Below are 13,033 nucleotides of genomic sequence, written 5' to 3'. Positions count from 1 at the left end.
GACGTGATGGCCGAGCGCTCGCCCTTCCAGAGTTTCTTCATGGCCGGCTTCGAATGCTCCAGCCATAGACGCGCCGATGGCCGACGCCTGGATCTGCTCGCCAGCACTGGCCATGATCGCTGGGCCGCGGAAGACTATCGCGCGGTGGCCGCCCAGCGCCTGCGCACCGTGCGCGACGGCGTTCGCTGGCACCGCGTGGAGGCCCTGGCCGAGCGCTATGACTGGTCGAGTGTCCTGCCGCAGGTGCGTGCCGCGCGGGCGGCTAACGTCCAGGTCATCTGGGACCTCTGTCACTATGGCTGGCCCGATCACCTGGATATCTGGCGACCGGCCTTCGTCGATGCCTTCGCCCGCTATGCCGCCGCCTTCGCCCGGCTGTTGCGCGAGGAGGGCGAGACCCATCCCTGCCTGGCGCCGATCAACGAGATCTCCTACTGGGCCTGGGCCGGCGGCGATCAGGGTCTGTTCAATCCCACCGCCCAAGGCCGCGGTCAGGAGCTCAAGCATCAACTGGTGCGCGCCAGCATCGCCGCTATCGAGGCGATTCGTGACGAGTTGCCCGAGGCGCGGTTCCTTGCCATCGATCCGCTCATCCATGTCGCCGCGCGCCGCCCCGAGCAGCGCCAGGCCGCGGAGGCCTATCGCCAGGCCCAGTTCGAGGCCTGGGACCTGCTCTGCGGGCGTCAGTGGCCCGGCCTGGGCGGTCGCCCCGATTACCTGGACATCCTGGGTCTGAACTACTACTCCGACAACCAGTGGTATCTGGACGGCGGTACCCTGGCGGCGGACGATCCGGCCTATCGACCCCTGCAGGGGATGCTGGCCGAAGTCCACCAGCGCTATGGCCGGCCATTGCTGATCGCCGAGACGGGGGCCGAAGGTCCGGCGCGGGCCGCCTGGCTGGAACACGTCGCCGATCAGGTCGGGCGGGCGCTGCGCCAGGGCGTGCCGGTGCAGGGCATCTGCCTGTATCCGGTGCTCGACTATCCCGGCTGGGACGATGATCGCCTCTGTCCCACCGGGCTGTTCGGCATGGCCGACGGGGCAGGGCGCCGGGCGCTGCACGAGCCCCTGGCCGAGGTCCTGCAGCGCCAACGCCAGATACTGGCAGGCGGAGAGGGGCGATGAGCGCAGCCAGGCGCCGCGAGCAGCGGCGCGCCGAATGGCCCCTGCCGGAGCGGGTCGGCGGCTTTCTCTGGCGCTATGTCCGCCTGCGACCCTGGCACTTCGGCGGCCTGCTGTTGCTGGTGGTCGGCGCGGCGACCTGCGCGGTGGCGGTGCAATACGGCATGAAGCTGCTGGTCGATGCCATGGCCGATCCGGCTCGCCGGGCGGCGGTGTGGGGACCCTTCTGGCTGTTCATCTCGCTGATCGTGCTGGAGAACCTGTTCTGGCGCAGCGGTGGCTGGCTGGGTTGCCGTACGGTGGTGGCCAGCTGCGCCGATCTGCGCGTCGATCTGTTCCGCTATCTCACGGGCCATCCGATGCACTACTTCTCCCAGCATTTCGCCGGGGCCCTGGGCAATCGCATCTCCGCCACCGGAGCGGCCGCGGGGGCCATCTACGGCGGCCTGGCCTGGAAGATCATGCCGCCCTGTGTCGACTTCATCGGCGCGGTGGTGGTGCTCTGCACCGTGGACCTGCGCATGGCCGGAGCGCTGGTGGCCTTCGTGCTGATCGTGGCCTTAGTGATCACCGCCTTCGGCATTCGCGGGCGGGCGCGGCACCAGCGCTTCGCCGCCCAGTCGGCCCATGTCGGCGGCGAGCTGGTGGACCTGGTGCAGAACGTCTGGACCATCAAGGCCTTTTCCGCCCGGGAGCGCGAGGTGCAGCGACTGGCCCAGGCCATCGGCGTCGAGGCGCGTGCCCAGCGCAGCAGCTGGATGCATCTGGAACAGGCCCGGGTACTCCATGACACCTGCCTGTCGCTGATGGCCGGCGGTATGCTGGCCTGGGCCATCGCACTGTGGAGCCGCGGCAGCATCACCGCCGGCGACGTGGTCATGGTCAGTGCCCTGACCTTTCGCATCCTGCACGGCTCCCGTGACCTGGCCCTGGCGCTGGTGGACACCACTCAGCAACTGGGCGCCATCGGCGAAACGCTGCGCATCCTTATCCAGCCCCACGGCCAGAGTGATGTCGAGCGGCCCCTGACCCAGGCGCGCGGCGCCCTGAGCTTTACGGGCGTGAACTATCGCTATCCCTATGGGCGGCAGGTGTTCCAGGGTTTCGATCTGGAGGTGCCGGCCGGCCAGAAGATCGGGCTGGTGGGGCCGTCGGGTGCCGGCAAGTCGACCCTGATCGGGCTGTTGCAGCGCCTCGACGATGTCCAGCGGGGACGGATCTGCATCGATGGCGAGGACATCCGCACGGTCAGTCAGGACAGCCTGCGCCAGCGCATCGCCGTGGTGCCCCAGGAGACCGCGCTGTTCAATCGCAGCATTCGCGAGAACATCCGCTATGGCCGTCCGGAAGCCAGCGACGTCGAGGTAGAGGCGGCGGCCCGCCACGCCTATTGCGACGACTTCATCCGCGAGTTGCCTTTGGGCTACGACACCCCGGTTGGCGAGCGCGGCGTGCTGCTTTCCGGTGGTCAGCGCCAGCGTCTGGGTATCGCCCGGGCCTTTCTCAAGGATGCGCCCATCCTCATCCTCGACGAAGCCACCTCGGCGCTGGACAGCCATTCCGAGACGGTCATCCAGCGGGCACTGTTGGAATTGATGGAGGGCCGCACCGTGGTGGCGGTGGCCCATCGGCTATCCACCCTGACCGGCTTCGACCGCATCCTGGTGCTGGAGCAGGGCGTCATCGTCGAGGACGGCCCGCCGCAGCGGCTGCGCGAGGGGGAGGGCAGTTTCGCCGCGCTCTGGGACCTGCAGGCAGCACCCTAGCGAACCTAAGTCCTTGTATGGCTTGCAACTTCGCCCCAACCGCGTAGAATGATGCACCTCACCTCAGGGTGAGGCGTTATGGTGGCTCTGTCGGTCCCCCCGCAACGATCAACCGTGAACCCGGTCAGGCCCGGAAGGGAGCAGCCGCAGCGGTGATGTCGTGTGCCGGGGTGTGGCTGGCGGGGCCACCTCCATTTCTGCCCTCCGCTTTTTCTCCCTGCCTTCTTCCCTCCTTCTGCTCGCACTGCCTGGTTAACCGCTCCACAGGGCTTTCGTGACGAAATGCACTGTTTTGGTTCATGGCTCTATGCCATCATGCGCGCCGTCTCATCATTACTGGACAAATGTCCAAGGATTCATCGTGAAGAACGGACTCGAAAGCGCAGGACGCGCCCTCAGCAATGGTCTCCATCCCTATCGCATCGATTGCCGACGCGATACCGCGGCGACGTTGATCGCCCACATCTACCATCCCAATGAGCCCCTGCTGCTGATCAGGATCGACCTGACCAACGAGGAGGCAAGCAATCCCTTCAAGATGAACGCCACCGTGACCCGACTGCGTGGCCAGCTGGATGCCCTGGCAGCCTACGTCTCCAGCGTGGTCCTGGCCGATGGCGAAGACCACTGCCTGCGTGCCTGAAACGGCTTTTTCGCTGGCGCTTTCCCTCCTGATCGCTTGAAAAGCCGCTTGGCCGCCTTCATCTAGGGAGGTAGCCGCAGCCCGCACGGCATCCCTCCGATGCCACGCCGCGGGATGCATTCGTGGCCCCTCTTCGTTAGCATGTGCTCCCCTCACGTCTTCTCCTGATCAGGTCTCGATGAGTTACCAGGTTCTTGCGCGCAAATGGCGCCCGCGGTCGTTCCGCGAAATGGTCGGCCAGACCCATGTGCTCAAGGCGCTGATCAATGCGCTGGACAACGAGCGGCTGCACCACGCCTATCTGTTCACCGGCACCCGCGGGGTGGGCAAGACCACTATCGCGCGGATCCTGGCCAAGTGCCTGAATTGCGAGACCGGCATCAGCTCGACGCCCTGTGGCACCTGCTCGGTGTGCCGCGAGATCGACGAAGGCCGTTTCGTCGATCTCATCGAGGTGGACGCCGCCAGTCGCACCAAGGTGGAAGACACCCGTGAGCTGCTGGAGAACGTGCAGTACGCACCGTCCCGCGGTCGCTACAAGGTGTACCTCATCGACGAGGTGCACATGCTCTCTACCCACAGCTTCAATGCGCTGCTCAAGACGCTGGAAGAGCCACCGCCCCACGTCAAGTTCCTGCTCGCCACCACCGATCCGCAGAAGCTGCCGGTCACCATCCTTTCGCGCTGCCTGCAGTTCTCGCTGAAGAACATGCCGCCGGAGCGGGTCGTTGCCCATCTTCAGCACGTACTCGCCGCGGAGAGCATTCCCTTCGAGGACGATGCCCTCTGGCTGCTGGGTCGTGCGGCCGATGGCTCCATGCGCGACGCCATGAGCCTGACCGATCAGGCGATCGCCTTTGGCGAGGGCAAGGTACTCGCCGCCGACGTGCGCGCCATGCTCGGTACCCTCGATCATGGCCAGGTCTACGACGTGCTCCAGGCCCTGCTGGAAGGGGATGGTCGTGCCGTGCTGGATGCGGTCCGTCATCTGGCCGAGCAGGGCCCCGACTGGGGCGGGGTGCTGGCCGAGCTGCTCAATGTGCTGCACCGCGTGGCCATCGCCCAGGTGCTGCCCGATGCGGTGGACAATGGCCAGGGCGATCGCGAGCAGGTGCTGACCCTGGCGCAGACGCTGCCGGCGGAAGATGTCCAGTACTACTACCAGCTGGGCCTGGTGGGCCGGCGCGATCTGCCGCTGGCGCCCGACCCACGCCACGGCTTCGAGATGGTCCTGCTGCGCATGCTGGCCTTCCGGCCTGCCGGTGCGGCGATTGCCGAGCGACCGGCACTAAAGACGACGGGAGCCAGCCCGGCCACGGCTGACTCCAACCCCCGTCCGGTGGCCGCGGCGGTTCCGGCAGCGGCTGCGCCTGCGCGCCCTCCAGTGCAAGAGACGCCCCCTGCGCCTGTCCAGGCAACGCCGATGGTGAGTAATACCACCCCAATAGAAGAGCTGGTGGATCTCCCCTGGGAGGATCCTGCGCCCGTGGCGACCAAGGCGGCTTCGGCTCCGGTCGAGGCAGTCGGTGCACCGGTCGCATCCCAGGCGCTGCCGACCCCCCAGGTCAAGGCTACCCCTGAAGCCACGGTGATCGCCGAATTGCCTGCGGACACCTCCGGTGACGATCTGGACGGTGACGAAGAGCCGCCGCCGGCCGAGGATTACTACGAGGTGGGGCTGGACGACTATCTCGACAGCCTTGGCGATCCGGCTGACGACGAAATCGCTGCGGCGCCGACGCCGGCGGTGCAGCCGGCCACGGGCCTCGCTGCCGACTGGCAGGCGCTGTTCCCCGACCTCAAGCTGGGCGGGTTGACCGCCAGCATCGCGGCCAACTGCACCCTGGTGGCGGTGGACGGCGATCGTTGGCACCTGCACCTGGATCCGGCGCAGAGCGCCCTGTTCAACGCCAACCAGCAGCGCCGGCTCAACGATGCGCTGAATCAGCAGCAGGGACGACCCATCACGCTCGAGGTCACCATCCAGACCCCCGAGCAGGAGACGCCCGCCCAGGCCGCTGCGCGGCGCCGGGCGGAGCGGCAGCGGCAGGCGGAGCAGTCCATTCAGGACGACCCGCTCATCCGCCAGATGATGCAACAGTTCGCCGCCACGGTGCGCGCGGGTACCATCGAGCCGGTCGACACCCAAGCCTGACCGGTTTTCCATTCATAGTTCGAGGTAGCAGACATGATGAAAGGTGGCATGGCCGGCCTGATGAAGCAGGCCCAGCAGATGCAGGAAAAGATGCAGAAGATGCAGGAAGAGCTGGCGAACGCCGAAGTGACCGGGCAATCCGGCGCCGGCCTGGTCAGCGTCGTCATGACCGGCCGACACGACGTCAAGCGCGTCAGCCTGGATGACAGCCTGATGCAGGAAGAGAAGGAAATACTCGAGGACCTGATCGCCGCCGCGGTAAACGACGCCGTGCGCAAGATCGAGCAGAACAGCCAGGACAAGATGTCCGGCATGACCTCCGGGATGCAGCTGCCGCCCGGCTTCAAGATGCCTTTCTAAGACGCTTCAATAGCGGGTGTCCGTCGGACACCCGTTTCTCCCGCCTTCCAGTACGGTAGTCCATGAGCTTCAGTCCCCTGATTCGCCAATTGATCGATGCGCTCCGGGTCCTGCCCGGTGTTGGCCAGAAGTCCGCCCAGCGCATGGCCCTGCAACTGCTCGAACGCGAACGCCAGGGTGGCCTGCGCCTGGCCAGTGCCCTCAACGCCGCCATGGAAGGGGTCGGCTACTGCCAACGCTGCCGCACCCTGAGCGAAGACGAGATCTGCGGCTTCTGCGCCGATACTCGGCGCGACGACAGCCTGCTCTGCGTGGTGGAAGGCCCCATGGATGTCTTCGCCGTGGAGCAGACCGGCTATCGCGGACGCTACTTCGTGCTCAAGGGGCACCTGTCGCCCATCGACGGTCTGGGCCCGGACGCCATCGGCGTGCCCGAGCTCGAACGGCGTGTCAGCGAAGGGGGCTTCCAGGAGATGATCATCGCCACCAATCCCACGGTGGAAGGCGAGGCGACCGCCTACTATATCGCCCAGTTGCTGGCGCCCAAGGGCCTGACCATCTCGCGGATCGCCCATGGCGTGCCCCTGGGTGGCGAGCTGGATCTGGTCGACGGCGGCACCCTGACCCACGCCTTTGCCGGGCGCAAGCCGATCTCGCTCTAGCGCGACGCTATCCCGTCGCCTTGAAAGGGCAACAGGCCTGTATCTTGTGATCGAGAAGCATTATCATCCTCGGAAGTCAGCTGCTTCCGAGGATGGTGATGCAGACGCTCGAGTCCGACCGGCACGGACATATCCGGACCCTCTACCTGGACCACCACGGCTGGCTGCGCGAGCGGCTGCAGCGGCGGCTGGGTTGCCTGGGGCAGGCGGCCGACCTGGCCCAGGACACCTTCGTCCGGCTGTTGGCCCGGGAAGGAGAGCTGGAACGGCTGCGTGAACCCCGTGCCTTCCTCGCGACCATCGCCCAGGGATTGCTGGCCAACCACTGGCGGCGCCAGGCCCTGGAGCGCGCCTATCTCGAAGCACTCGCCGCGCGACCGCAAGCCGTACAGCCTTCGCCGGAAGCCCAGACGCTCATCCTGGAAACCCTCACCGAACTCGATGCGCTGCTCGACCGCCTGCCTGGCCGGGTGCGCCAGGCCTTTCTGCTGGCACAGCTGGAAGGACTCACCTATGCCGTCATCGCAGGGCGTCTAGGCGTGTCGGAGCGGATGGTCAAGAAGTACATGGCCCAGGCCATGCTGCATTGCCTGGAACTGGTTTCTTGAGTCTTCTCACACCCAGCCAGGGCGGACCTCTGGAAGAGGCGGCGAACTGGTTCGCCGAACTCGCCGCCGACGAGGTGGATCCAGCCACCGAGCGGGCCTGGGAGCGCTGGTTACAGGCGGATAGTCGCCACGCCGTGGCCTGGGCGCGGGTGGAGGAGATCAGCGCCCGCTTCAGCGGTCTGCCTCCGTCCGGGCGGATGGCCCTGACGCGGCGCGAATCCCTGGGACGACGGCGGGCGCTCAAGGTGCTGGGATTGGCCCTGGGTGGTCTGGCGCTGGGCTGGGCGCGGCCGGACGACTGGCGCCTGGGGCAGGGCGCCACTTTGCGCACGGCGGTCGGCGAGATGCGCGCCTTCGATCTGGCGGCCGGGGTACGCGTCTGGCTCAACACCGACAGCCAGCTGGCGCAGGAGACTGCGAACCATTGGCGGCTGTTGCGCGGCGAGGCGCTGTTCGAAAGCCGCGGCGGAACCACGCCCACGGTGCTGGAGGCGACGCCGGGTCGGGTGCGCTTCGGTGCGGGCTGCTGCGCGGTCCGCGCGCGTGACCGCGGTCTGGAGGTCGCGGCCTACAGCGGTGCTCTGCAGCTGCTGCCACGCCAGGCCAGGCCGGAGACCCTGGCGGAAGGTAGGCAGGCCCTGCTGACGCCTACCGCCGTGCAGCCGTTGGGTCGCGTCGATCCGGGGCGGCAGCTCTGGCGCCAGGGGCGGCTGGTGGTGGATGACTGGTCGCTGGCGGCCCTGGTGGCGGAGCTGGGGCGCTATCGCCCGGGCCTGCTGACCTGTACCGCCACGGTCGCGCACCTGCGGGTGGTGGGCAGCTATCCCCTGGCTGACACCGATCGCGCCCTGGCCGCGCTGGCCGACAGCCTGCCGGTGCGGGTGGAGCGGCGCCTGCCCTGGTGGGTGCAGATCGTGCCCGCCTGAAAAAACTGCCGCCGACGGTTCCCCTTTGACGTTCTCGTGGGGCTTAGGGGAAACGATCCCTGTTTCGAGGCCCTCCATGCATCGCCCTACCCGTTTCACGCTGCATCCCCTGCGCCGCGCCCTGCGCGCCTTCGCCCTGACCGTACCGCTGGGTGTCACTGGCCTGGCGGTGCCCCATGGCCTGGCCCAGGCTGCCGCCATTGCCCAGGAATACCGCATCGAGGCCGGTAGCCTGGCCACGGTAGTGAGCACCTTCGCCGCCCAGGGCGGGGTACTGCTGTCGGCCCCCGCCCAGGGGCTGGAGGGTCGCCGCAGTCCGGGGCTGCAGGGCCGCTACACACCGGCCGAGGGCTTCCAGCAGATCCTCCAGGGCAGTGGCCTGCAGGCGGTGCGTCAGGCCGATGGCAGCTATCGCCTGGAGTCGGCGGCCGCGACCGGGGTGACGTCTCTCAGCGAGACCACGGTGACCGGCTTCGCCCTGGGCAATGCCCTGGGCGAGACCGATGGCTACCTGGCGACCCATAGCGACGTGGCCACCAAGACCAGCAAGGGTCTGCTGGAAACCTCCCAGTCGGTTTCGGTGGTGACCCGCGAGCAGATCGATGACCAGGGCGCCAAGACCGTGCAGCAGGCCATGAGGTACACCCCGGGCATCTTCACCGGCCAGATCGGCGCGTCCAATCGCTATGACTATGTGGTGATGCGCGGCTTCGCCGACAACAGCGTCGACAACGTCTTTCTCGACGGCCTCAAGACCATGGGCGACAGCGGCACCTTCAGCTCGCTGCAGGTCGATCCCTACTTTCTCGAGCGCATCGACGTGGTCAAAGGGCCGGCCTCGGTGCTCTATGGCCGCAGTCTGCCGGGCGGCCTGGTGGCGCTCACCAGCAAGAAGCCGCTGTACCAGCCCTATCACCAGGTCCAGGCCACCCTGGGCAACCTCGGCCAGCACGGCGCCGGTTTCGATTTCGGCGGGCCGCTGGACGAGGAGGGGCGTATCGCCTATCGCCTGGTGGGCCTCGCTCAGCACAGCGATACCCAGTTCAACCACGTGGAAGAAGAGCGCTATGCCCTGGCGCCCAGCCTGGCCATCGACCTTAGCGATGACACCACCCTGACCCTGCAGGCCTATCTGCAAAAGGACCCGGACGGTGGCTACCACAGCGGGGTACCGGCCGAGGGCAGTCTCTATCGAAGAAATGGTCGCTACATCAGCAACCATTTCTTCGACGGCGAGCCCGATCACGATAAATTCGAACGCACCCAGCAGATGGTCGGCTATCAGTTCGAGCACAGATTCAACGACGTCTGGAGCGCGCGGCAGAACTTCCGCTACGCCAAGTCGCGGGTCGAACTGGAGCAGGTCTATGGCTACGGCTATGTTGGCGACAGCAACCTGCTCAATCGCTATTACTCCGGCGGCCGCGAGAACCTGCACGCCTATACCCTGGACAATCTGGTCCAGGCGGACTTCGACTGGGCCGGCAGTCGGCACACCCTGCTCGCCGGGCTGGACTACCAGCGTCGCTGGACCCATGTGGATTGGCCCAGTGGCACGGCGGATCCGCTGGACGCCTTCGCGCCCAGCTACGGCGGTCAGGTGACCCTCTCCCCCGGCAGCGAATACCGCCGCGAGCTGGCGCAGACCGGCGTCTACCTGCAGGATCTCATCGAGCTGGATCGCTGGCGCTTTTCCCTGGGTCTACGCCAGGACTGGGTGGAGATCGGCATCGAGGATCGTCTGGCGGGTTCGCGCAGCAGCGCGCGCCGCGGCCAGGCCAGCGGGCGGGCCGGGGCACTCTATCTGTTCGACAATGGCCTGGCGCCCTACCTGAGCTATTCCACCTCCTTCAATCCCAATGCCTACAACGATGCGGCGGGCAATCCGCTGGAGCCCACCGAGGGCAAGCAGTGGGAGCTGGGCCTGAAGTACCAGCCGCCGGGCAGCGCCAGCTTCTACACCGCCTCGCTGTTCCATATCACCCAGGAAAACGTGGCGACCAAGCTGCCGCAGGAAGACTTCTATTCCTCGGTAGGCGAGATCCGCTCCCGTGGCCTGGAGCTGGAAGGCCATCTGCAGCTGGCTGAGCGCCTCAAGCTGCTGGGCAGCTACACCTTCACCGACATCGAGTACACCCAGGCGCTGGACGGCACCCAGGGCAATACGCCGAACCAGGCGCCGCGGCACCAGGCCTCGCTGTGGGGGCAATACGAGCTGGCGGGGCTCCTGGCGGGCTTCAGCGTCGGCGCCGGCGCGCGCTACGTGGGCACCAGTTGGGCGGACAAGGCCAACACCCGCAAGGTACCGGCCTACACCCTGGTGGACGCCATGCTGGCCTATGACTTCACCCGGCTGGGGATGCCGGGGCTCACGGCGCGGGTCAATGCCAACAACCTGATGGGCAAGGACTATGTGGCGTCCTGCTACAGCCTGGACTTCTGCTACTTCGGCGAAGAGCGCAACGTGACCGCGACGGTCAGCTACAGCTTCTAGCGGGGCAGGGCGCCTGCCGGTGGCTGAGCGGCAGGCGCACGCCGTCAACCTTCCAGTTGGCCGCCCGCGAGGGCGCAGAGGCGGGCGGAGTCGAGAATGCGTACTTCCTTGCCTTCGGCCGCCAGCACACCGCTCTGCTGGAAGCGGGTGAACACCCGCGACACGGTTTCCACCGCCAGGCCGAGGAAGTTGCCGATCTCGTTGCGCGACATGCTCAGGCGGAATTGCTGGGCGGAAAAGCCGCGGGCATGGAAGCGCGCGGAGAGATTGACCAGGAAGGTGGCAATGCGCTCGTCGGCGCTCTTCTTGGACAGCAGCACCATCATCTGCTGGTCGTCGCGGATCTCCCGGCTCATCACCCGCAACAGTTGGCGGCGCAGTTGCGGCAGCTGCTCGGAGAGTTCGTCCAGGCGCTCGAAAGGGATCTCGCAGACGGTGGTGGTCTCCAGCGCCCGGGCCGAGACCGGATAGCGCTCGGTGTCCATGCCCGACAGCCCGACCAGTTCGCTGGGCAGGTGGAAACCGGTGATCTGCTCCTCGCCGGCATCGCTCAGGCTGCTGGTGCGCAGGGCGCCGGAACGCACCGCATAGACCGAGCCGAAGGTATCGCCCTGGCGGAACAGGTGGTCGCCCTTGGCCAGCGGCCGGCCGCGCTTGACGATCTGGTCGAGGGCGTCCAGGTCTTTCAGATCGAGCGACAGCGGCAGGCACAGCGAGGCGAGGCTGCAATCCTTGCAATGGGCCTGGGCGGTGCGCAGCTTGAGGGGCTCGGTCATGGGGGAAGATCGCTTCTCGTCTGGTTCCAAAAGTCTAACTTTAGCAGTCGTGGCAGGCATGGGTCATATCACCCGGGAAAAACGCTGATTGTCGTCGCCCGACAGATAGCGGTCGAACAGCATGCACAGGGCGCGAATCAGCAGGCGGCCGGGCGCCAGCACCTGCAGGCCGCGGGCATCGAGGCGGATCAGGCCATCGGCGGCCATGGCCTCGAGCTGCGGCCAAGCGTCGGCGAAGTAGTGGCGAAAATCCAGCTCGCAGCTGCGTTCGATGGCGGCGAAATCCAGCTGAAAATGGCAGATCAGCTGGGCAATCACCGCGCCACGGATGCGGTCATCCCGCGAGCGACGCAGGCCACGGGCCACCGCCAGTTCGCTCTGGCCCAGTCGCTCCTGGTAGCGGGCGAGGTCGGGGGTATTCTGGCAGAGCACCTCGCCGATCTGGCTGATGGCGGAGACGCCCAGGCCCAGCAGGTCGCAGTGACCGTGGGTGGTGTAGCCCTGAAAATTGCGCTGCAGGGTACCGTCTTCCTGGGCGATGGCCAGGTCGTCGTCGGGCAGGGCGAAGTGGTCCATGCCGATGTAGCGATAGCCGGCACCCAGCAGTTGCTCCACGGTGCGCTGCAGCATCTCCAGCTTGACCGCGGGGTCTGGCAGTTCGCTGGCCTCGATGCGCCGCTGCGGCGGAAAGCGCTGCGGCAGATGGGCGTAGTTGAACACCGACAGGCGATGCGGTTGCAGCTCCAGGACCCGCTCCACGGTGTGGGCGAAGCTGGCCGGGGTCTGCCGGGGCAGACCGTAGATGAGGTCCAGGTTGATGGAGCGATAGTCGAGGGCGCGGGCGGCCTCCACCAGGGTGCGGGTGTCGTCGAAGGGCTGCAGGCGATTGATCGCCAACTGCACCTGCAGATCCAGGTCCTGGACGCCAAAGCTGACGCGGTTGAAGCCCAGTTCGCGGAGCAGACCCATGGTGCTCCAATCGGCCTCGCGCGGATCGATCTCGATGGAGTAGTCGCCGCGGTCGCTGTCGGCCAGGGTGAAGTGGCGCCGCAGGTCGGCCATCAGCTCGCGCAGCTGCATGGGATTGAGAAAGGTCGGGGTGCCCCCACCGAGGTGCAGTTGCTCCACCCGCTGGGCACCATCCAGGTGCCGGCTGGTGAGGATCATCTCCTGGCGCAGGGCGTCGAGGTAGGCGGCGCTGCGGCTGCGGTCCTTGGTGATGACCTTGTTGCAGGCGCAGTAGTAGCAGATGTTGGCGCAGAAGGGCACGTGCAGGTAGAGCGACAGCGGGCGTCCGGCCTGGCGGCTCAGGCGCAGGGCGCCGAGCAGGTCGAAGGGACCGATGCCGTCGTGGAATTGCACGGCGGTGGGGTAGGAGGTGTAGCGGGGGCCGGCGCGATCGTAGCGGGCGATGAGGTCGGCGTCCCAGGCGAGGGCGGCTGTCATGCCGGGCTCCAGTGGTTTCGAGGCGCCCAGTGTGAGGGGCAGGCTCCTGGCTTTATTGATCCAGATCAATAA

Annotated in this window: 11 protein-coding genes and 1 other RNA gene; 10 read left to right on the top strand and 2 right to left on the bottom strand. The window is 66.9% G+C overall.

Annotation, left to right across the window (positions count from 1 at the left end):
* The first annotated feature begins 6 nt into the window (after positions 1-6).
* The 10 genes from NRG74_RS08005 (at position 7) to NRG74_RS07960 (ending at position 10,739) form a co-directional block, all read left to right on the top strand.
* Positions 7-1,128 (top strand): beta-glucosidase, encoded by a 1,122-nt coding sequence (locus tag NRG74_RS08005; RefSeq protein WP_257706571.1) that lies wholly within the window; start codon positions 7-9, stop codon positions 1,126-1,128.
* Complete coding sequence (locus NRG74_RS08000) at positions 1,125-2,891, top strand: ABC transporter ATP-binding protein (RefSeq protein ID WP_257706244.1); 1,767 nt, start codon at positions 1,125-1,127, stop codon at positions 2,889-2,891. The genes NRG74_RS08005 and NRG74_RS08000 overlap by 4 nt, the downstream gene beginning before the upstream one ends.
* 88 nt (positions 2,892-2,979) lie before the next feature.
* An RNA gene (gene ffs, locus NRG74_RS07995) (signal recognition particle sRNA small type) lies at positions 2,980-3,076 on the top strand.
* A gap of 176 nt (positions 3,077-3,252) precedes the next feature.
* The gene (locus NRG74_RS07990; RefSeq protein WP_257706243.1) at positions 3,253-3,534 is read left to right on the top strand and encodes a hypothetical protein; all 282 of its coding nucleotides are present in this window, start codon (positions 3,253-3,255) and stop codon (positions 3,532-3,534) included.
* Positions 3,535-3,712: 178 nt separating this feature from the next.
* Positions 3,713-5,689 carry a DNA polymerase III subunit gamma/tau gene (gene dnaX, locus NRG74_RS07985; RefSeq protein WP_257706242.1) on the top strand — a complete coding sequence of 659 codons (1,977 nt, stop codon included), beginning with the start codon at positions 3,713-3,715 and terminating at the stop codon, positions 5,687-5,689.
* Between the two features lie 33 nt (positions 5,690-5,722).
* Positions 5,723-6,049, top strand: coding sequence for a YbaB/EbfC family nucleoid-associated protein (locus NRG74_RS07980; protein ID WP_257706241.1), 327 nt, complete (start codon positions 5,723-5,725; stop codon positions 6,047-6,049).
* A 62-nt stretch (positions 6,050-6,111) separates the two neighbouring features.
* Positions 6,112-6,711, top strand: a complete 600-nt coding sequence (gene recR / locus NRG74_RS07975; RefSeq protein WP_017639624.1) for a recombination mediator RecR — start codon at positions 6,112-6,114, stop codon at positions 6,709-6,711.
* Between the two features lie 98 nt (positions 6,712-6,809).
* Entirely contained in the window at positions 6,810-7,319 is a 510-nt protein-coding gene (locus tag NRG74_RS07970) for a sigma-70 family RNA polymerase sigma factor (protein WP_160923136.1), read from the top strand.
* Positions 7,316-8,245 (top strand): DUF4880 domain-containing protein, encoded by a 930-nt coding sequence (locus NRG74_RS07965; protein WP_257706240.1) that lies wholly within the window; start codon positions 7,316-7,318, stop codon positions 8,243-8,245. Before NRG74_RS07970 ends, NRG74_RS07965 begins: the two co-directional genes overlap by 4 nt.
* A gap of 76 nt (positions 8,246-8,321) precedes the next feature.
* The gene (locus NRG74_RS07960; RefSeq protein WP_257706239.1) at positions 8,322-10,739 is read left to right on the top strand and encodes a TonB-dependent siderophore receptor; all 2,418 of its coding nucleotides are present in this window, start codon (positions 8,322-8,324) and stop codon (positions 10,737-10,739) included.
* 44 nt (positions 10,740-10,783) lie between these two features.
* Here the strand turns inward: NRG74_RS07960 and fnr are convergent, their stop codons facing one another.
* Positions 10,784-11,515: a fumarate/nitrate reduction transcriptional regulator Fnr gene (fnr, locus tag NRG74_RS07955; RefSeq protein ID WP_017639628.1), complete on the bottom strand. Its 732-nt coding sequence runs from the start codon at positions 11,513-11,515 to the stop codon at positions 10,784-10,786.
* 63 nt (positions 11,516-11,578) lie between these two features.
* Complete coding sequence (gene hemN / locus NRG74_RS07950; protein WP_257706238.1) at positions 11,579-12,961, bottom strand: oxygen-independent coproporphyrinogen III oxidase; 1,383 nt, start codon at positions 12,959-12,961, stop codon at positions 11,579-11,581.
* Between the last annotated feature and the right edge of the window lie 72 nt (positions 12,962-13,033).

This window comes from Pseudomonas oryzihabitans (assembly GCF_024652905.1).
GTDB classification, from domain to species: domain Bacteria; phylum Pseudomonadota; class Gammaproteobacteria; order Pseudomonadales; family Pseudomonadaceae; genus Chryseomonas; species Chryseomonas benzopyrenica.
This window is presented reverse-complemented; position numbering and strand designations above follow the sequence as displayed.

Excerpts from the sequence above, each read along its gene's own strand:
- dnaX (WP_257706242.1), top strand. The coding sequence starts at position 3,713 with ATGAGTTACCAGGTTCTTGCGCGCAAATGGCGCCCGCGGTCGTTCCGC.
- NRG74_RS07960 (WP_257706239.1), top strand. The coding sequence starts at position 8,322 with ATGCATCGCCCTACCCGTTTCACGCTGCATCCCCTGCGCCGCGCCCTG.
- recR (WP_017639624.1), top strand. The coding sequence starts at position 6,112 with ATGAGCTTCAGTCCCCTGATTCGCCAATTGATCGATGCGCTCCGGGTC.
- NRG74_RS08000 (WP_257706244.1), top strand. The coding sequence starts at position 1,125 with ATGAGCGCAGCCAGGCGCCGCGAGCAGCGGCGCGCCGAATGGCCCCTG.
- NRG74_RS08005 (WP_257706571.1), top strand. The coding sequence starts at position 7 with ATGGCCGAGCGCTCGCCCTTCCAGAGTTTCTTCATGGCCGGCTTCGAA.
- NRG74_RS07970 (WP_160923136.1), top strand. The coding sequence starts at position 6,810 with ATGCAGACGCTCGAGTCCGACCGGCACGGACATATCCGGACCCTCTAC.
- NRG74_RS07980 (WP_257706241.1), top strand. The coding sequence starts at position 5,723 with ATGATGAAAGGTGGCATGGCCGGCCTGATGAAGCAGGCCCAGCAGATG.
- hemN (WP_257706238.1), bottom strand. The coding sequence starts at position 12,961 with ATGACAGCCGCCCTCGCCTGGGACGCCGACCTCATCGCCCGCTACGAT.
- fnr (WP_017639628.1), bottom strand. The coding sequence starts at position 11,515 with ATGACCGAGCCCCTCAAGCTGCGCACCGCCCAGGCCCATTGCAAGGAT.